General features: G+C 43.6%; 14 protein-coding genes and 1 riboswitch. Of the genes, 4 read left to right on the top strand and 10 right to left on the bottom strand.

From position 1 onward, the window contains the following. Positions 1 to 3 precede the first annotated feature (3 nt). From MHI27_RS28365 to MHI27_RS28345, 5 genes are all read right to left on the bottom strand, one after another. Positions 4 to 1662 carry an HlyD family efflux transporter periplasmic adaptor subunit gene (locus MHI27_RS28365; protein ID WP_405175143.1) on the bottom strand — a complete coding sequence of 553 codons (1659 nt, stop codon included), beginning with the start codon at positions 1660 to 1662 and terminating at the stop codon, positions 4 to 6. Further along, positions 1659 to 3887 carry a peptidase domain-containing ABC transporter gene (locus tag MHI27_RS28360; protein ID WP_405176812.1) on the bottom strand — a complete coding sequence of 743 codons (2229 nt, stop codon included), beginning with the start codon at positions 3885 to 3887 and terminating at the stop codon, positions 1659 to 1661. The genes MHI27_RS28365 and MHI27_RS28360 overlap by 4 nt, the downstream gene beginning before the upstream one ends. Positions 3888 to 4095: 208 nt before the next feature. Continuing rightward, positions 4096 to 4344 (bottom strand): hypothetical protein, encoded by a 249-nt coding sequence (locus tag MHI27_RS28355; RefSeq protein ID WP_036678593.1) that lies wholly within the window; start codon positions 4342 to 4344, stop codon positions 4096 to 4098. A 12-nt stretch (positions 4345 to 4356) separates the two neighbouring features. Continuing rightward, positions 4357 to 4611, bottom strand: coding sequence for a hypothetical protein (locus MHI27_RS28350; protein ID WP_036678596.1), 255 nt, complete (start codon positions 4609 to 4611; stop codon positions 4357 to 4359). A 437-nt stretch (positions 4612 to 5048) separates the two neighbouring features. Beyond that, positions 5049 to 5522, bottom strand: a complete 474-nt coding sequence (locus tag MHI27_RS28345; RefSeq protein ID WP_405175142.1) for a hypothetical protein — start codon at positions 5520 to 5522, stop codon at positions 5049 to 5051. Positions 5523 to 5834: 312 nt separating this feature from the next. On the opposite strand from MHI27_RS28345, the gene MHI27_RS28340 reads away from it, so the two are divergent. Continuing rightward, on the top strand, positions 5835 to 6626 hold the full coding sequence (locus tag MHI27_RS28340; protein WP_405175141.1) for a LuxR C-terminal-related transcriptional regulator: 792 nt from the start codon (positions 5835 to 5837) through the stop codon (positions 6624 to 6626). A 118-nt stretch (positions 6627 to 6744) separates the two neighbouring features. Here MHI27_RS28340 and gcvPB read toward each other — a convergent pair whose 3' ends face one another. The 3 genes from gcvPB to gcvT all read right to left on the bottom strand — a co-directional run bounded on the left by gcvPB (position 6745) and on the right by gcvT (position 10773). Next, positions 6745 to 8205: an aminomethyl-transferring glycine dehydrogenase subunit GcvPB gene (gcvPB, locus tag MHI27_RS28335; RefSeq protein WP_405175140.1), complete on the bottom strand. Its 1461-nt coding sequence runs from the start codon at positions 8203 to 8205 to the stop codon at positions 6745 to 6747. Further along, entirely contained in the window at positions 8202 to 9554 is a 1353-nt protein-coding gene (gene gcvPA / locus MHI27_RS28330; protein WP_405175139.1) for an aminomethyl-transferring glycine dehydrogenase subunit GcvPA, read from the bottom strand. The genes gcvPB and gcvPA overlap by 4 nt, the downstream gene beginning before the upstream one ends. 106 nt (positions 9555 to 9660) lie before the next feature. Continuing rightward, positions 9661 to 10773: a glycine cleavage system aminomethyltransferase GcvT gene (gcvT, locus tag MHI27_RS28325; RefSeq protein WP_405175138.1), complete on the bottom strand. Its 1113-nt coding sequence runs from the start codon at positions 10771 to 10773 to the stop codon at positions 9661 to 9663. A 185-nt stretch (positions 10774 to 10958) separates the two neighbouring features. Then, a riboswitch (glycine riboswitch) is annotated at positions 10959 to 11057 on the bottom strand. A 179-nt stretch (positions 11058 to 11236) separates the two neighbouring features. Here gcvT and gcvH point away from each other — a divergent pair. Next, positions 11237 to 11629, top strand: coding sequence for a glycine cleavage system protein GcvH (gene gcvH / locus MHI27_RS28320; RefSeq protein ID WP_042131286.1), 393 nt, complete (start codon positions 11237 to 11239; stop codon positions 11627 to 11629). 454 nt (positions 11630 to 12083) lie between these two features. Here gcvH and MHI27_RS28315 read toward each other — a convergent pair whose 3' ends face one another. Then, positions 12084 to 12920: a flagellar motor protein MotB gene (locus MHI27_RS28315; RefSeq protein WP_405175137.1), complete on the bottom strand. Its 837-nt coding sequence runs from the start codon at positions 12918 to 12920 to the stop codon at positions 12084 to 12086. After that, positions 12917 to 13699 (bottom strand): flagellar motor protein, encoded by a 783-nt coding sequence (locus MHI27_RS28310; protein ID WP_405175136.1) that lies wholly within the window; start codon positions 13697 to 13699, stop codon positions 12917 to 12919. The genes MHI27_RS28315 and MHI27_RS28310 overlap by 4 nt, the downstream gene beginning before the upstream one ends. A 277-nt stretch (positions 13700 to 13976) precedes the next feature. Here MHI27_RS28310 and uvrB point away from each other — a divergent pair, with 277 nt between their 5' ends. Both uvrB and uvrA read left to right on the top strand, forming a co-directional pair. Continuing rightward, positions 13977 to 15968, top strand: coding sequence for an excinuclease ABC subunit UvrB (gene uvrB / locus MHI27_RS28305; RefSeq protein WP_339267480.1), 1992 nt, complete (start codon positions 13977 to 13979; stop codon positions 15966 to 15968). Positions 15969 to 16086: 118 nt separating this feature from the next. Further along, positions 16087 to 18960 (top strand): excinuclease ABC subunit UvrA, encoded by a 2874-nt coding sequence (gene uvrA / locus MHI27_RS28300; RefSeq protein WP_042192277.1) that lies wholly within the window; start codon positions 16087 to 16089, stop codon positions 18958 to 18960. Positions 18961 to 19152 lie beyond the last annotated feature (192 nt).

Below are 19152 nucleotides of genomic sequence, written 5' to 3'. Positions count from 1 at the left end.
TCACTATTCCTTTAAGTTGATTTTTTCAAGAACAAAATCAATGATCTTCTTGGAGTCGGTAATAACAGAGGCTTGCGCTATCATCCCTACACGAAGCTCTCCACGTTCACCTCTGCGATCAACAAGTGGGTCATTGGATATCGTTGCTTCCACCAAATAGTAGCTTAGACCGTCTTGCTGAACAATTGAATCTGTGCTGATAGATGTAATCGTACCTTTTTGGGAACCGAAACTTTGTTTAGGGAAGGCTGAAAAGCTGAAATCAACTTTATTGCCAATCGCTATTTTTCCTGCTTCTGCGTTAGGTACGGCGATGCTCATTTTATATTTTGACTCGTTGCTAGGAATAATGGAGATCAAGGCTTCGCCGGATTGTACCATGTCCCCGATGTTGGTTTCTTTTAAAATATTAATGGTCCCAGAAATTGGTGCTATGAGCAGTCTTTTGTTTCGTTCAAGCTCAAGTTGCTTAATAGCCTCTTGCAGCGTAATTAAGGTTCTTTTATTTTCTTCTATTGCTGAATGAATCTGTACAATACGGTCAAGTTTCAACTTTTCCAATGAGGTTTTTTCGGTTGACCGGTTAAGTTTCTCTTGATTCAGTAGATCATTTTGCTGCTCAGCCAGCTGTTTCTTTTGCATTTCTAAAGTTTTTCGTTCTGAAACTGAGGGATCATGCCCATTTATTAGCAAATCGAGGCTGACCTCTATCTCAACCAATTGTTGATTGTAATTGGTGATATTGCTTTCTGCGCTGAGCACGGCTTCGGTTTGGAATTGGTTGATTTGCAAATATGAACTTTCATATAGATGCTGTTCATCTGTAATCTGAGATTGAGGCACAAGGCGGTCCCCCAAGCTGAGCGAACGGTTGTAGATTTCTTTTTTCTCAGCAGATTGTTTAGATAGTTGCACATATTTAATTTGGTATGTATTATATTGTTCCGTCCGTTTTGTATCTGTAGATGGAAGCAGATTTTGATTCTCTTTGATGGATTGCACAAGCAATTTCTCGTTTGTAATTTCAACATTCAGCAGTTTCTTTTTTCGTTCCAGTTCAATTTTATTTTGAAGAGATTTATCCAAACTGGATTCGGCACTAAAGGCAGAAGATTCTTGCAAACCTATATTCTCGTGAATGGCAGCTGTAAGCTGATCCTGGGTTCCTTGATAGGTCTGCTGCTGCTGGCTGTATTCAAGGAGAAATTGTTCTACCATGTCATAATAGTAAACTTCGTCTGCATGTTCAGAAGAAAATTGATTGTTTAAATTGCTAATGCTTTGTTTATAAAGCTCGAGATAGTGCAGTTTCTTAGTGAGCTTATTGATTTCGGAGTTACGATTGGATAATTCTATATCGAGTTCTTTATGCTCAAAGGAAATTAACTGCTCGCCCTGCTTAATTTGCATCCCTTCATGGATATATACCTGTTCCACTTTTCCCACAGATGAAGTCTGAATGGTACTGACTTTTTCATTGGGCCTAACTACAGCAGAGGCTTTGGCGACTTCATCGATCTGGCCAAAATAGGACCAGACCAACGCAGACCCCAATAGAATAAATAAGATAAGTATGAAAATAGAAATCACAGGACTGGTCTTGGATTCCATGATTTCTCTGCTATCGGTCATTTCTGATAAGTTATGTATTTGTGCGCTCATACGAGAGACACCTCGCCTACTCCTGCAGCAGCATATTGAATGGTGTGATCTTGTTTTTGTTCAACCCCGGGGAGTTGATCTTTCCACAAGCCGTAGTACTTTCCACGGTAATCTAGAAGCTCCTGATGTGTCCCACACTCAATAATCCGCCCCTGATCCATGACATAAATTCGGTCACAACGCATGATTGTACTCAAACGGTGAGCGATAATAATCGTAGTCATGTCTTCAAAAGCATTGATCGTCTCCGATACTGCCTTCTCCGTTGTAGAATCCAGGTTACTAGTGGCTTCATCCATAATAAGAATATCCGGCTGTTTGAGCACCGCTCTGGCGATAGCCAGTCGCTGCTTCTGTCCTCCGGAAATATTGGTCGCATTCTCTTCTAACAAAGTGTTGTAGCGGAGTGGAAGCTGATTGATGAATTCGTGAGCCTGTGCGGTTTGGCAGGCGGTAACAATCAGTTCCAAATCCATATCCTGATCGACACCCAGACATAGATTTTCCCGAATTGTTCCGCTAAAAAAGAAAGTATCCTGTGAGATATATGCGATCCGCTGTCTTAAGCTATCTAAATGAATATCTTTAATGTTGTAGTTGTTAATTAAGATATCGCCTTCTTCGTGTTGGTAAAATTGCATAATTAATTTGATTAGTGTGGTTTTACCCGAGCCGCTCTCACCGACAAAGGCAATTTTCTCACCCTGTCTAAGTGTCAAATCGATATCATGAAGTACAAGGGAACGTGTACCGTATCTGAAGCTGACACGATCAAATTTAATATCACCTTTTAATGAAGTAGGTTGAATCTTCTTGTCCTCATCATTATGCTTCTCCGCTTCCAAATCAAGAATTTCTCCTAATCGGTCAGCAGCGACAATGGCCGTTTGCAAAGTGGGCTGGAGGTTGATTAAGTTCTGGATGGGTTGCAGGAAGTAAGCCAATAACGAGTTATAGGTAATCAATTGGCCCATTGTCATATTGCCTTTTATCACTTGTCTTGCTCCGACCCACAGTATGGCTACTCCTCCAACGAGTTGTACAAAACTCTTGAGGGAGGCTTGAATGTTATTGAAAAGACCAAAACTGAAGACAGATCTCAGAAATGAGATGAACTTCTGTTCAGTTTCATAGCCCACTTTCGATTCTGCATGATAGGCTTTAACTGTCTCGATACCATCTATTGATTCAACAATATAGGAGGTGAGCTGAGCATTTTTTTCCATCTGTTCGCGGTTTAAACGGTCAAATGGTTTGTGGAAGCTCCAAACCAATACCAGATACATTGGCACCATAAGTATAGTAATTCCGAACAAAAGAGCACTTTGCGAATATAGAATAATTCCACCGGCAATAACCATGATAATATCGATCATGATGGTTAGTGTTGCGCTGGAAATGGCATCTCGTACTTTCGAAGCATCCATAAGCCTTGATATTATTTCTCCTGTCTTACGTGTACCAAAAAAATTCATTGGGAGCTTTAACACATGGTGGTAATAGCCAAGTATGAGTGAAATATCGAGTTTTTGGCTCAACGTCAGTAAGATATGGCTACGAAAGGCATTTAATAATATTTGAAATATGTAGAGAATGATGACTCCAACAGATATTATGTTAAGTGTTTTTTTTAATCCAAAGGGTAGAATTTCGTCTAAAAGAAATTGGAAATAGAATGCAGCAAGTATACCTAAGATAGTGTAGAGTATAGATGTTAGAAAAATTCCTCCTAGCATTCTTTTTTGAGGAATCAGCAATCCAAAGAAACGAGCAAATAGACCTTTTGTTTGGTCCCCTTTTTTGAATTGAGGAGTGGGTACCATTAAGATAAGGACACTTGTCCAGATTTGGAAGAAATCTTCCGGTGTATATTTAACTATACCTTGGACTGGATCCGCAACAATTATTTCCTTATTTGATATTTTATGGATTACAACATAGTGTAATAAAGTCTGATCTATAATGACATGGGCAATAGCGGGAAGTGGGAAGTTTTCGAAGAAGGCTTCATGGCTTCCCTTGACTCCTTTTGCTGTAAACCCAAGTTTTTCTGCTGCTTTTATGAGTCCATATATATTGGTTCCCATTTTATCAGTTCCGGCTACTTCACGAATTTTAGTGATTGGATATTTGAGACCGTATTGTTTGGAGATAGTTGCTAGACAGGCTGCACCGCAGTCTTTAATATCAAGCTGTTTAATACAATAGTATTTCTTAAACAGAATAAACCCCACCTACTATTAGTGATTTGTACATATTCATTGGGATCAACAATATCTTATCCATGTAGAGAATGATTTCGTAACTGAAACAAAATCTTTTTGTAAATAAGCCTCACTAGAAGATTGCTTCTCTGACCTAATAGAAATCATAATAAGCTCCAAGTGAATGATATTTATTCTCTTGGAGCTACTAAATATTCAGGAAAGTGTTTTATATATTTTTATTAGCAATTCCTGCGGAAATTACAATGATACTAGATGTAGTTAAGGCAGTATAGCCAAAGGCGCATGCTGCTACTACTGGAAGACTAACTGGTGCTGTTGCCGCAACTGCTATTAAAGTGGCTCCAGCAATAACTCCACCTATACCAGTTGCAATTTGTCCCCAAAGAGCACCGCCCTGAATATCGTACAATTCAGATCCTTTTAATAATTCAAAACCACTACTTGAAATTTCCAATTCAATCTCCCCTTATCCAAATATTGCGACTCCTACGCCTGCTACTGCAGCAGCTAAACCTAATGCAGGAAGAGCTGGTACTGTGGCAATTGCTCCTAAGATTGCGCAGCTACTAGCGATTGCTGGTACTCCAGCAGCAGCAACCCCAACGCCCACTACTGAAGAGGCTACGCCGACTGCTTTAGTTAACCAGCCACCACCATTAAGATCCATCAACGAAGATAAATCAAGTTCTTCAAACGTACTATGATTAAAACTGAGTTCCATTATGTCACCTCCTTTAATCATGATTTATATTAAATCGGGAGTGAATGATCAAATGAAAATCCCTGATTTAATTCCATATTCATTTTTCGTGTTTGGCTAGAAAATTCAATCCAATTAATATGAGAGCGATAAATCCTGTGAAACAAAAGGGTATCCATATGGGACCATTAGTAATCCTATTCATTTTGGCTATCAATATAATTCCTGAGCAAATAACTGAAAAATACACCTTCCAAAGCTTAATATTTTGATTTCCCAGTCTAAGCTTATTCCATTCACTGATGATAAATAGATTCAAAATCAAAAGAGTTCCTAATACAGTAATTGTAGTATCTTGAAAGGTATCGATATAATAAATAAAACTCAAGATAGTGAAAATTAATGTGATACTAAAACAGAAAATCACTATTTTTTTTTTCATAGCCGGCTCCTCATTTTTATAAAATAGATGGATTTACACCTACATAAATGTCAATAATCATTTTTTCTAAGGAAGCTTCAGAGTTATCTGAAGTGTACACATTATAAAATGCTGTGATTTGTTGAAGTCCCTTATCTGATATGTACTTTATAATAGATTCATATGTACTTTCTACTCCAACAGGGTTCCCCATGAATCTGCAGGATAGGGCATTAACTAAGTGGAAAATTTTTTTGTGTTTATAAGTTTGATCTGATGGAAAAGGCTTATTGAGAGGAATCATAATCTCCATGTCCATTAAATATTCCCCATTAACAATCTCCGCCGAGAATGTGCTCGTAATAAGGGGTCCTGCTTTCACTGCTTGATATTTTTCTATTATTTTTGCAGTTTGAGCTATTTCTATTTGTAATTCTTCTTGATTCATCTTCTTTCTAACGGAAAGGACATTTTCAAGCAAAATTTCTTGATTTTTTTGAATTTCAAACAATTCAGCACCTCCTAAAAAAGATCATAACTATGTGAATTTTCACAAACCTATCGTAATTGTTAAACTCCCTGATGAGTGGATTAATAACTTTATAGTAACTAGAATATCTATTAAGATACATATCCCTCAGTACATATTCCCTTTTGAGTTAATCTGTGCTAAAATATATTTTTTTTACAATAAATCCACTTTATTTAACAATTTTTTATCTTTTTGATCTAACACAAACCTGACGACTTATGTCATTGTTTTCTTTTGAATGGAGTGTTATGCTCTGTTTAATTAATACCATAAGTTGGGAGAATGGTTTGTTTGGATATTCTTGAATGTGAACGAGCTTGGTTTACGGTAGATGATGTAGATAAAAAATCTAATAATTCCTTGTGTGAATTTTGCCAACCTTGGAGTAACCTCAAAACAGAAAAATCCTTTTCTATAGAAGAGCTGGTTCCCTACGAGGTATTGGTTGAAGTACTACATTCAGAATTGGCGAAAGTAACGGAATTTCTCTTATTGCCCTTTGTTTTTTTCTTAACAGATCAAGCCGGCAATATTATTAATATTGTTAGTCCTTTCGAAGCGTTTCAGAAGAAAGTAGATCATTTTGGAATTAGGAGTGGAACTAACCTTTCGAAGCAATTCTCTGGAGTAAATGCAGTTTCACTAGCGATGGAGGTTAAATCAATTGCAGTAGTGCGTGGAGAAGAGCATAGTATGCCAATGTTTAAAGAGTGGAATTGTGTATGCGCTCCTATAATGATAAATGGTTGTATATATGGATATATCGACATTTCATTTGAAGCCGAGAGGCAAATTGGCTTTTCGATTCTCTTTATTAAACAATTATCCGAAAAGATTGTTCTGAAGTTGAAGGAACGAAGCCCAAAGTTAATTGAGTACAGATTTCAGGAAAAGTGTGATTCGTATCGATTATCGCCCAGAGAAAGGGAGGTAGCGTATCACTGGTCACTAAGAAAAGGTGCGTTGCAAATTTCCAATGACCTTAATGTGAAAGAGGGGACTGTGCGGAATATCGTTAAGAGTATTTATAGTAAGATGGATATCAGCGAGAGATGGGAATTGATAGAAATACTTAAGTTGTAAATTTTGATGATAATCATCAAAATACTCGTTTGTACATAAGATATAAAAGCCATCCTCCGAAATTAATCAACAACGGAGGATGGCTTTTATCTGTCTAGAACATTTTTTTGATAAGTACTTAACCGCAAGAACAATTCAATACCGGCTTACGCGCAGCCTGTGTCTCATCCAATCGGCTAATTTCTGTGGTATGAGGTGCGTTGATTACGATTTCCGGTGTCTCCTGCGCTTCTTTTGCGATCTGGATCATCGTATTAATGAAGCCGTCGAGCGTTTCTTTACTTTCCGTTTCCGTCGGCTCGATCATCATACATTCCTCAACAGTCAGAGGGAAGTACACGGTTGGCGGGTGGTAGCCGAAGTCGAGTAATCGTTTAGCAACGTCTAAGGTGCGCACACCATACTGCTTGAGGTTTTTGCCGGACATTACGAATTCATGTTTACATACGCCCGGATATGGGATTTCAAAATACGGCGCCAGACGGTGCATCATATAGTTCGCATTCAGCACGGCATTTTCGGATACCTCACGCAGTCCGTCTGGACCATAGGTGCGGATATAGGCGTAGGCACGAACGAGAATACCAAAGTTGCCGTAAAAAGCTTTCACGCGTCCAATCGATTCAGGTCCGCCGAAGTCGAGTGAGAAGCTGCTATCTTCGTTTTTCACCACAGTTGGTTGTGGTAGGAACGGAATCAAGATGGATTTTACACCGACAGGTCCGGCTCCAGGGCCACCTCCGCCATGCGGGGTGCTCATTGTCTTATGCAAGTTCAGATGCACAACGTCAAAGCCCATGTCGCCAGGGCGGGTAATACCCATAATGGCATTGGAGTTGGCTCCATCGTAATAGAGTAAGCCGCCTGCTTCGTGCACGATCTCAGCAATTTCGACGATTTGGGTCTCAAACAAGCCGAGTGTGCTTGGATTGGTCAGCATCAATGCGGCTGTGTCACTGCCAACAGCTGCTTTGAGTGCTTCAAGATCAACCATCCCTTTATCTGTGGAAGGGATCGTAATCGTTTCAAGTCCTGCTGCTGAAGCACTAGCAGGATTGGTGCCGTGTGAGGAATCCGGCACGATAACCTTCGTGCGGGTCTCGCCGCGGCTTTCATGGTAGGCGCGGATCATCATGAGGCCGGTCCATTCACCATGAGCACCTGCGGCAGGCTGTAAAGATACAGCATCCATGCCGGTTAGTGCGGATAAGTCATTTTGCAGGGTATACATTAATTCCAGTGCACCTTGAATGCTTTCTTCTGGCTGGTAAGGGTGGATCTTAGCTAGGCCTACGATGCGGGCAACATCTTCGTTAATCTTCGGATTGTATTTCATCGTGCATGAACCGAGTGGATAGAAGCCGTTATCTACACCAAAGTTACGGCGTGACAAGGAAGTGTAGTGGCGAATGACATCCACTTCCGATACTTCTGGAAGCACGACGGGTTCGCTACGGAGTAAACCTGATGGAATCAGAGATTCTAAGCTTTCTTCCTGCGGCACATCGCATAGTGGCAAAGAATAGGCCGAACGGCCGGGACGGCTTAATTCAAAAATTAGACTTTGCTCCGGTTTCATAAACAGCCCTCCAGTGCGCTAGCGAATTGGTCGATTTCGTTTTTGCTTCTTTTTTCCGTAACGGCTACCAGCATATGTCCAGCAAGTTCAGGATAATCACGGCCCAGATCATAACCGCCTAGATAACCTTCCTTCAGCAGCTTCGAATTAATTGCACTTACGCTGCTTCCTTCCGGAAGCTTCACGACAAACTCGTTAAAGAATGGGGAGGAGAAGGTGAGTTCAGCACCTGTTAGTTCGCTTAGTTTATTAGCGGCGTAATGGCTTTTACGAATGTTCAGCTCGCCTACTTCACGCATCCCTTCTTTACCCATTACGGACAGGTAGACGGATGCGCAGAGTGTGAGCAGCGCCTGATTGGAGCAAATATTCGATGTCGCTTTTTCACGACGGATATGCTGTTCACGAGCTTGGAGTGTCAGAACGAAGCCGCGTTTACCGTTACGGTCAACAGTTTGACCAACGATACGACCTGGCATGCGGCGCATTAAATGCTCTGCTACAGCGAAGAATCCACAGGTTGGACCGCCGAGGGAAGCGGGAATACCGAGTGGCTGAGCGTCACCAACTACGATGTCGGCTCCGAGCTTACCTGGTGTTTCTAGTACGCCAAGAGCGATCGGATTTGCACTGACGACGAACAACCCTTTAACAGCATGGATCAGCGGCTCAACCGAGCTAAGATCTTCGATGCTGCCAAAGAAGTTAGGCGATTGCATCAGTACTGCAGCCGTATCACCATCAATGGCCTCAGCAAGCTTAGCCTGATCGGTAACACCGTCTCTATAGTCAATCTCCACTACCTCAAGACCCCAAGCATTAGCTGATGTGCGTAACACTTGGCGCGCTTCAGGATGAACGGTGCGGGAGACAATTAATTTTTTGCGTTTGGTGGCACCAGCTGCGAGGACTGCTGCTTCGGATAATGCGGTTGCGCCATCATACATACTGGCATTGGCAACTTTCATACCGGTTAGTTCGCAAATGTAGGATTGGAATTCGAAGATCGCTTGCAGTTCGCCTTGGCTGATCTCCGGTTGATAAGGGGTGTAAGCAGTGTAGAATTCTGAACGGGAAATGACATGGTTGATCACTACAGGGATGTGATGGTCGTATAGTCCGGCGCCGAGGAAGCTGGCGTGCGAATCGAAGTCAGCATTGCGGTCAGCGAGACCTTTCATGTGACGTAGCAGGGCGTACTCATCGAGTGGTTCAGACATCGGCATAGTGCCTTGATAACGGACGGCTTCAGGGATATCGGAGAACAGCTCATCTATGGACTGAATCCCGACGGTTTCCATCATCTCTACGCGGTCCTGTGCTGTCATGGGCAGATAACGGTGCTTCATTAAGGTTTCACTCCTTGGCTTTTTTAAAATATAAGAAAGTACAATTTTCACGTTATACTTTATCCTTCTATTTCTCGCTTAAAAGTTCACCGTCCTAATATGGACGCTAAAGGCGTTTATACTTGTAAAAAGGGGCCTTAATCACGACAGCCTTAAGCTGCTTGCCGCGTATCTCTACGAAAACCTCTGTGCCTATTTCACTGTAAGCTGTATCAAGCAAAGCTAATCCCAGGTTGCGTTTCAGCGTTGGAGATTGGGTTCCGGTTGTGACCTCTCCGATTTTGATGCCGTCCGCATAGACTGGGTAATGGGAGCGCGGAATGCCTCGATCAATCATTTCTAGACCGACAAGACGGCGGGGAAGACCGGCTTCTTTTTGCTGTATCAACGCATCGCGTCCGATGAAGTCCGCTTTGTCCAGCTTCACGAAGAACTGTACTCCAGCTTCAAGAGGCGTGATGTCAGCCGACAGCTCCTGACCGTACAGTGGCAATTTTGCCTCGAAACGAAGCGTATCCCGTGCGCCCAGTCCAGCAGGTGTTAATCCGTGAGGAGAGCCAGCTGCGAGAAGGCCGTTCCATAACGTTGCTGCCCCATCCAGCGAAGCGTAAATTTCGAAGCCATCTTCACCGGTATAACCCGTACGGGAGATCAGTACTTCTACACCGCAGACGGTTGCGCGTTCGATGAAGTGGAAAGGCTTGAGCGTTGAGATCGGTGCATCAGTAACTTCTGCGAGTATGGTCTCTGCCAGCGGACCTTGCAAGGCGAGCAAAAGCGTCTCGTCAGAGACATTAGTGAGTGTGACTTCACCGAATTCAGAGGTCAGATGCTCTTGCAGCCACTGGAAGTCCTTATCGATGTTGGAGGCATTTACAACGAGCATATAACGGCCTTCACTTAGTCGATACACGAGCAAATCGTCGACCACACCGCCGTTTGGATAACAGAGCAGCGTATATTGTGCCGCACCATCGGTAAGGCGGCTGACATCGTTGGTCGTCATTTTTTGTAAAAAGGCTTCAGCGCCGCTTCCGATCACGATGAATTCACCCATATGCGATACATCGAACAGTCCAGCCTGCTGGCGAACAGCCTCATGCTCCTTCACGATACCTGTAAACTGTACTGGCAGCTCCCAGCCGCCAAAATCAATGCACCTGGACTCCGCATAAGCGGAATAGAGATCATAAAAAGGCGTTCTTTTCAAAGCATCCATGTCGTCACTCCCCTAGTCTGATTACATACGAAAAAAAGGACAGGCAGAAGCAATCATGCATAAATGCACTAATCGCTTTCTGCTCTGTCCTTTGTACCTGAGAGTTACCCTGCGTAACTAACATGCAAGTTTCCCCGTTGGTGACCTGACGCACTCAGCCTCGCGTCTGATGCTCTCCAGAGGTACGTCCGACAAAGGTCCTTTTGCCTGAGAGATTCACCCCTGTTAGGGCTTACTCCTTCGGCGCCGTCTTCAAGTGAGACAGTCTCTCCCTATGCCATCATCCGCAACTGTATTTGTTTCTTATGTCTCCATTAAACGGGTATAGGAGGGCGCTGTCAACAAGAAAAAGTCAAAAAAACGACAAATTTATTTTACTGTTAGTAATATTGACATTATGCTCCGCGATCACTTAGGCTATAACTAAATTTAGAATTCCAATTTGGAAATGAGGCGGCTTGAAATGAGTGAAGTTTTAGATAACCTTCTTTACAGCGAAGAGCATGAGTGGGCACAGCAAGTGGAAGGACGCGTAGTACGTGTTGGGATTACGGATCATGCTCAGCATTTGTTAGGCGATATCGTATTTGTGGAATTTCCTGAAGTGGGTTCGGCCATTTCAGCTGGCGACAGCGTAGGCAGTATCGAATCCGTTAAGACCGTATCGGAACTCTATTCACCCGTCTCAGGGACGGTTACCAAGATTAATGACGGATTAGAAGCTAGTCCGGAGCTGATTAATGATAAGCCGTATGGTGAAGGTTGGATTTTTGAAATTGAAGTGGACGGAGAGTATGCTGATGCTGTAAAAGGACTGCTAGATGCAGCTGGATATCGTGCATTGGTAGGGGAGTAATTCTAATTTTTTTCTGAATATTAATTTCACCGAATGTGATATTTATAGCAGCAAGTTTCCGTTTTTGGGGACTTGCTGTTTGGTGTTTTTATATAGATAGTGGTGGTGATTTTTGAGTTAAATCCTGGGACTCTTTGGAATTATGGGATTTTATTTAAAAGCGAATCTACTGATTGTGGAATTAGGGAAAACCTCCTTATTTTAGACGAATATAGCGTACACAAAGGGTTTTAGGGAATTCCTCCCTAAAATTTCGGTGAAAAGCGCTATTTCTGACTAAATAGGGTATTAATCAGGGAGGAATTCTCTAATTCTGCGCCTGGACAAGGGAATAGGCAGATAATCAGGGAGTATTTCCGTAATAAATAGTGGTGAGCCCATTTGGGTATGTTGATAAGCAGATTCGCTCCCGCACAGGCCTAGCTATTGTAACTAGCTCTGAGTAAAACATTTTTTAGGCACCCTCTTGAAGTTGACGAAGCACAATGATCTCTACACGGCGGTTCTTTTGCTGCCCTGCTGCCGATGTATTATCCGCGGTGGGCTGGGTATCAGCATAACCTGCGTATTGAAAATTGTCGGGATTCAATCCCTCCCGATCTAAGAAAAAGCGAAGCACTGACAGCGCACGAGCACCAGACAGCTCCCAGTTGTCGTTATAGTGAGAAGCCGAAGATACTGGCGTATTGTCGGTATGTCCTTCAATGCTGATCTTTGCGCCGATATCGCTGAACAAGCCAGATAACTGCTGAAGAGCAGGCAGGGCTGGAGACTTCAGGTCTGCCTTACCTATATCGAAGAGAAAACGGTCACTTAGTGTGATTTCTATCCCCTGCGGTTTGTCGGCAACAAAAATTTGTTCTCCGAGATTATTTTCCTCTACATAGTTCGTAATCACACCCATTAATTCAGCAAGTTTAGCCTCTTGTTCTCGAAAAGCAAGTTCACGTGCCGAAGGTGTTTCGTTCTCCGTTTGTTCAGCAGATCCATCATTCGTTCTCGCAGTTGCAGCTGCATTCCCATTCCCGTCTGTACTTTCCGGTTTGTTCTCAATTGATTTCCCAGCATCTAAAATGCCGTTCCCACCCTCAAGGACAGTGCTGCCAGATTTGAAGGTCTCGGATAACGAGCCTGTCACGATGTTATATTTGTCAGTATCCAGGCTGCTCATCGCATACAATATAACGAAAAAAATAAGTAAAAGTGTAATTAGATCAGCATAAGTAATCATCCAACGGTCGTGGCTTTCCCGAGTCTCTACACGCCGCTTGCGCCGGTCTCTTTGTCTCATAGAAGACCTCTAGTTTCCGCACGGTCATTCGTGTCCGTGTCTGAGATGAATGAGTTCAGTTTTTTACGCACCAGCAAGGGGTGATCCCCGTTCTGCAAAGAAAGAATGCCGACGAGCAGCATTTCCATACTATGTAGCTGGCTTTGACTGCGGGATTTGATTTTGGAAGCGATGGGTAAAAATATTAAATTAGCGATGGCAACACCGTACAGTGTTGCGGTAAATGCCACTGCGATAGATGTGCCCAGATTTGACGGATCTGTAAGGTTGCCAAGTACACGGATGAGACCCATCACCGTCCCGATAATTCCCATCGTTGGTGCATATCCACCTGCAGCTTCAAAAATCTTAGCATAGTTATCATGCTTCAATTCTTTAGCATCCATTTCTAATTCAAGGATCTGTCTTACCTGCTCAGGATCAGTGCCGTCGACAATAAGAAGTAGACCTTCACGTGTAAAAGGGTCCGGATGTTCTTCAGCTTGTTTTTCTAACATTAGAACGCCGCCGCGACGGGCCACGGTTGCCATTGCAATAAGTTCTTCTGCTTTTTCTACATCACGATCAGGGTTGCTACCGAAAGCCATGCGTAATGCTGTTGGAATGGAGCGCAGCTTAGATGCCGGGAAACTGATCATAACGGCGGCAAACGTACCCCCGAACACAATCAAAGCTGCATTAAGCTGCAGCAGTCCTGAGAGGCTTCCGCCTTCCCAGAGATAGCCGCCGATTAACGCAGCCAGTCCAGCCAATAGGCCGATTATTGAGGTAATATCCATGCTTCAAGCTCCTAACATTTCTATGTATTATGGTTTGCAACGATCTAGTCAACACTGTATAATGAACGGGAACACATATTCTTATCTTCCATATTTTTTAATTATAAGAAAGTATAAGTTTCACGTTATACTTTAATCCTTATAATTCTCGCACAAACGCTTAACGTCTTTTAGAGACGCCAAAGGCGTTTTAGCTTGCCATCGTATGGAGAGAGAACATTCAGACAACAATTATAATATATTAATCTAGTTTAGACGATAGAGGGGAGACGGGCAAATGAGTGATATTGTCGTCAGTACAAAGACTTTTGAATTGGAGTCCGAGTATACACCCCAGGGCGATCAGCCTCATGCCATAGAGGAATTACTACAAGGCATCCGGCAGGGCAAGAAGCACCAGACGCTGCTGGGCGCGACGGGTACGGGGAAGACGTTTACCGTTGCACAAGTTATTTCCAAATTAAACCGCCCGACGTTAGTTATTGCGCACAATAAGACTTTGGCTGCCCAACTGGCGAGTGAGTTTAAGGAGTTTTTTCCGCATAATTCGGTAGACTATTTCGTCAGCTACTACGACTATTACCAACCAGAGGCGTATATTCCCTCCTCCGATACTTATATTGAGAAAGACTCCAGTATTAATGAAGAGATTGATAAATTGCGCCACTCCGCAACGAGCTCCTTGTTCGAACGGCGTGACGTTATTATTGTGGCGAGTGTGTCTTGTATTTACGGTCTCGGTTCGCCGATGGAATACGGAAGCTTGCTTTTGTCCTTGCGGGTAGGGATGGAGAAGCCTCGAAATGAGATTTTGAGCAGGTTAGTGGATATCCAGTACCAGCGTAATGATATCAATTTTGTACGCGGAACCTTTCGTGTACGTGGTGATGTGGTTGAGATTTTCCCGGCATCTCAGGGTGAGCATGCCATTCGGGTCGAATTGTTCGGTGATGAAATTGAGCGAATCACTGAAATTGATGTACTGACGGGTGAACTGATCGGGGAGCGCGATCATGTCGCTATTTTTCCGGCGTCTCACTTTGTTACCAAGGAAGAAACGATGCGGGTGGCACTGGTCAACATTGAAAAAGAGCTGGAAGACCGCTTAACGGTTCTTCGTGACGCAGGAAAGCTTCTTGAAGCTCAGCGTTTGGAACAACGGACACGTTATGATATTGAGATGATGAAAGAAGTGGGCTTCTGTTCTGGGATTGAGAACTATTCCGGACCGCTCACCTTCCGTGAACCAGGGGCAACACCGTATACATTAATGGATTATTTTCCGGATGATATGCTGATCGTTATTGACGAGTCCCATGTAACGCTTCCGCAGATTCGGGCGATGTATAACGGTGACCGGGCGCGTAAGACGGTACTGGTAGAGCATGGTTTCCGGTTGCCGTCTGCGCTGGATAACCGTCCACTCCAGTTCGAGGAATTCGAAGAAAAGGTGAAGCAGATCGTATATGTTTCAGCGACACCTGGACCCTATGAAATGGAGCACTGCGACACCATGGTGCAGCAGATTATCCGGCCTACAGGTCTTTTGGATCCGATCATTGAGGTTCGTCCTACAGAGGGACAAATCGATGACTTGATTAGTGAAATTCGTGATCGGGTGGAACGAGACGAACGTGTACTCGTCACAACGTTGACGAAGAAGATGTCGGAGGATCTGACGGATTACTTTAAGGAAATTGGGATTAAGGTTCGTTATATGCACTCTGATATCAAAACGCTGGAGCGGATGGCGATCTTACGTGATCTTCGTCTTGGTACATTTCATGTTTTAGTAGGGATTAACCTGCTAAGAGAAGGTCTCGACCTCCCGGAAGTATCGCTGGTCGCTATTCTCGATGCTGATAAAGAGGGCTTCCTTCGTTCCGAACGCTCCCTAATTCAGACGATTGGTCGTGCGGCCCGTAACTCCGAGGGTCGTGTAATCATGTACGGTGATCGAATCACTGATTCGATGGAGAAGGCGATGAGCGAAACGTCGCGTCGTCGCGCCATCCAGATCGCCCATAATGAGAAGCACGGCATTACCCCAACCACCATTAATAAAAAGGTGCGTGACATCATCGAGGCAACGAAGGTTGCCGAGTCCAAAGCGGATTACCTCACGGGTGTTGGTGGCAAGATGAATAAGAAAGAGAAACAAAGCCTGATCCAGCGTCTGGAAGCCGAGATGAAGGACGCTGCGAAGAACCTGCAATTCGAACGCGCGGCAGAGCTGCGTGACGCATTGTTGGAGCTTCGGGCCGAGTAATAAACCTTAAATGCATCACCGATATTTAAAATAAGTAATTGAACGGTGCTGTCCTGGCCGTTCTTTTTGAATAAATAGAAAACAGCTTTGATATTTGATTTATTAAGGAGAGGTTCCGTTGGCGAACGATAATATTGTAATTAAAGGCGCGAGGGCGCACAATCTCAAAAACATCGATGTGACGATTCCACGTGACCGTTTCGTCGTGCTGACGGGGCTGAGCGGCTCGGGTAAGTCTTCGCTTGCATTTGATACGATTTATGCTGAAGGACAGCGGCGTTATGTTGAATCTTTGTCAGCTTATGCTCGTCAGTTCTTGGGCCAAATGGAGAAGCCGGATGTGGATTCGATAGACGGATTATCCCCGGCAATCTCTATTGATCAGAAGACAACAAGTCGCAACCCGCGCTCCACAGTTGGTACGGTTACTGAGATCTATGACTATCTCCGGTTGCTTTTTGCTCGAATCGGTCACCCTCATTGTCCTGAGCATGGAATTGAGATTACTTCCCAGACCGTTGAACAAATGGTAGACCGGATTATGCAGTATCCAGAGAAGACTCGTTTGCAAATCCTAGCGCCTATTATTTCAGGACGTAAAGGTGAACACAAAGGACTCTTCACAGATATTTCTAAGCAAGGGTTCGTACGTGTGCGTGTGGACGGTGAGCTAAGAGATCTGTCTGAGGATATTGAACTTGAGAAGAATAAAAAGCACACCATAGAAGTTGTTGTAGACCGGATCGTCGTTAAAGACGATGTGGAGACCCGGCTGACGGATTCACTGGAGACGGCACTTAAACTTTCGGGCGGTAAAATCCTTGTGGATATCATCGGTCAGGAAGAGCTTCTGTTCAGCTCTAATTTTGCTTGTCCGATTTGTGGTTTCAGTATTGAAGAGCTGGCACCACGTATGTTCTCCTTCAACAGTCCGTTTGGAGCCTGCACAGAGTGCGATGGACTTGGAATGAAGATGGTGGTCGATCCAGATCTGCTTATTCCTGATGCTGAGAAATCCATTGAAGAAGGTGCCTTTTTAGCTTGGACTGGAAGTACTTCTAATTACTATCCGCAATTTCTGAAGTCCGTGTGTGAGCATTTTAATATTCCACAGAACGTTCCAGTGAGCAGCTTAACACCTGATCATATGAATAAACTACTGCATGGTACAGGTAGTGAGAAGGTTCGCTTCAAATATGAGAATGATTTTGGACAAAAGAAAGATGCGATGGTTGCTTTTGAAGGGATTATTCCGAATCTGGAGCGTCGTTACCGGGAGACCGCATCTGACGGTATTCGTGAATTTATTGAAGGATTTATGAGTGCTAAGCCTTGTCATGTCTGTAAGGGTAAACGTCTGAAGAAAGAAATTTTGGCGGTTACGATCAACGAACAAAATATTTCGGATATTACCGATCTCTCAATTGGTGACTGTCAGCATTGGTTTGAAGAAATAAAGTTAAGTGAGAAAGAGACAGCTATCGCCAATCTTATTCTTAAGGAAATCTGCAATCGTCTGGGATTCCTGGTGAATGTCGGATTGGACTATTTGACACTTAGCCGCGCAGCAGGCTCGCTATCTGGTGGTGAAGCACAGCGTATCCGGTTGGCAACTCAGATCGGTTCCAGTTTGATGGGTGTTCTGTACATTCTGGATGAGCCAAGTATTGGTCTGCATCAACGGGATAATGATCGCCTGATCTCTACGCTTGCTCATATGCGTGACCTAGGCAATACGTTGATTGTTGTAGAGCATGACGAAGATACGATGATGGCAGCGGACTATATTATTGATATCGGACCGGGTGCGGGTATTCATGGTGGACAAGTTATGGCGCAAGGAACACCGGAAGAGATTATGAAAGATCCGAATTCCTTAACCGGTGAATATTTAAGCGGTCGTAAGTTTATTCCAGTTACCGCTAAGCGTCGTGCTACCGATGATCGTTGGATAGAAATTCGTGGCGCTAAAGAGAATAACCTGAAAAATGTGAATGTGAAGATTCCATTAGGTGTGTTTACGGCGGTGACTGGTGTGTCGGGCTCCGGTAAATCTTCACTTATTAACGAAATTCTGTACAAGAGCTTGGCACGGCAGCTGAATAAGGCTGTGAAGGTGCGTCCGGGTCAGCACAAAGAAATTCGTGGCTTGGAAAATCTCGATAAAGTTATTGAGATCGACCAATCACCAATTGGGCGTACACCACGCTCTAACCCAGCAACCTATACTGGCGTATTTGACGACATTCGTGATCTGTTCTCGAAGACAAATGAGGCAAAGGTACGGGGGTTCCAAAAGGGACGCTTTAGCTTTAACGTAAAAGGCGGACGCTGTGAAGCTTGCCGTGGGGACGGAATTATCAAGATTGAGATGCACTTCTTGCCTGACGTATACGTTCCTTGCGAGGTATGTAAAGGTAAACGTTATAACCGGGAAACACTAGAAGTGAAATATAAAGGGAAAAACATTTCCGACGTGCTGGAGATGACTGTAGAGGATGCTACAGAGTTCTTCGTGAATATCCCTCGTATTCACCGTAAAATGCAAACGCTGATGGATGTGGGTCTTGGCTACATTAAGATTGGTCAGCCAGGTACAACATTATCCGGTGGTGAAGCGCAGCGTGTGAAGTTGGCTTCTGAGTTATATCGCCGTAGTACAGGCAAGACACTCTATATTTTGGATGAGCCTACAACAGGTCTGCATGTGGACGACATTGGTCGTTTACTTGAAGTATTGCACCGCTTGGTGGATTCCGGAGAATCGGTTCTTGTCATTGAGCATAATCTGGACGTTATTAAGACTGCTGATTATATCATCGATATGGGACCAGAAGGCGGCAGTGGCGGCGGAACCGTACTGGCAACAGGAACACCAGAGAAGATCATTACTGTTACGGAGTCTTACACAGGTAAGTATCTGAAGCCAGTTCTGATTCGTGATACAGAGCGTACTGAAGCGCTTATGCTTGAGACGGCGGAAACTACCTAAGCTATAAATAGCTGGATAGTATAACTACTAAATAATAAAGGTCGCGGCAATTTGCCGTGGCCTTTATTATTTATTGTCCAAAATTATTATTTTGGGAAAACAATTGATCGGTACAATTGCTGGTAGTCACTAGTAAATTAGAGCCTTTATCCGTTCTGATGTGAGTTTTCTAGTAAACGTTATATGACTCCT

This window comes from Paenibacillus sp. FSL H8-0261 (assembly GCF_045040645.1).
GTDB lineage: Bacteria > Bacillota > Bacilli > Paenibacillales > Paenibacillaceae > Paenibacillus_AQ.
Note: the sequence above shows the minus strand (reverse complement) of the source record. Positions and strands in the feature narration are given on the sequence as shown.

What these genes read in the sequence shown, in the direction of transcription:
- MHI27_RS28315 (WP_405175137.1), bottom strand. Translation starts at nt 12,920, where the DNA reads ATGAGACAAAGAGACCGGCGCAAGCGGCGTGTAGAGACTCGGGAAAGC.
- MHI27_RS28310 (WP_405175136.1), bottom strand. Translation starts at nt 13,699, where the DNA reads ATGGATATTACCTCAATAATCGGCCTATTGGCTGGACTGGCTGCGTTA.
- gcvPB (WP_405175140.1), bottom strand. Translation starts at nt 8,205, where the DNA reads ATGAAACCGGAGCAAAGTCTAATTTTTGAATTAAGCCGTCCCGGCCGT.
- MHI27_RS28365 (WP_405175143.1), bottom strand. Translation starts at nt 1,662, where the DNA reads ATGAGCGCACAAATACATAACTTATCAGAAATGACCGATAGCAGAGAA.
- gcvPA (WP_405175139.1), bottom strand. Translation starts at nt 9,554, where the DNA reads ATGAAGCACCGTTATCTGCCCATGACAGCACAGGACCGCGTAGAGATG.
- gcvT (WP_405175138.1), bottom strand. Translation starts at nt 10,773, where the DNA reads ATGGATGCTTTGAAAAGAACGCCTTTTTATGATCTCTATTCCGCTTAT.
- gcvH (WP_042131286.1), top strand. Translation starts at nt 11,237, where the DNA reads ATGAGTGAAGTTTTAGATAACCTTCTTTACAGCGAAGAGCATGAGTGG.
- uvrB (WP_339267480.1), top strand. Translation starts at nt 13,977, where the DNA reads ATGAGTGATATTGTCGTCAGTACAAAGACTTTTGAATTGGAGTCCGAG.
- MHI27_RS28350 (WP_036678596.1), bottom strand. Translation starts at nt 4,611, where the DNA reads ATGGAACTCAGTTTTAATCATAGTACGTTTGAAGAACTTGATTTATCT.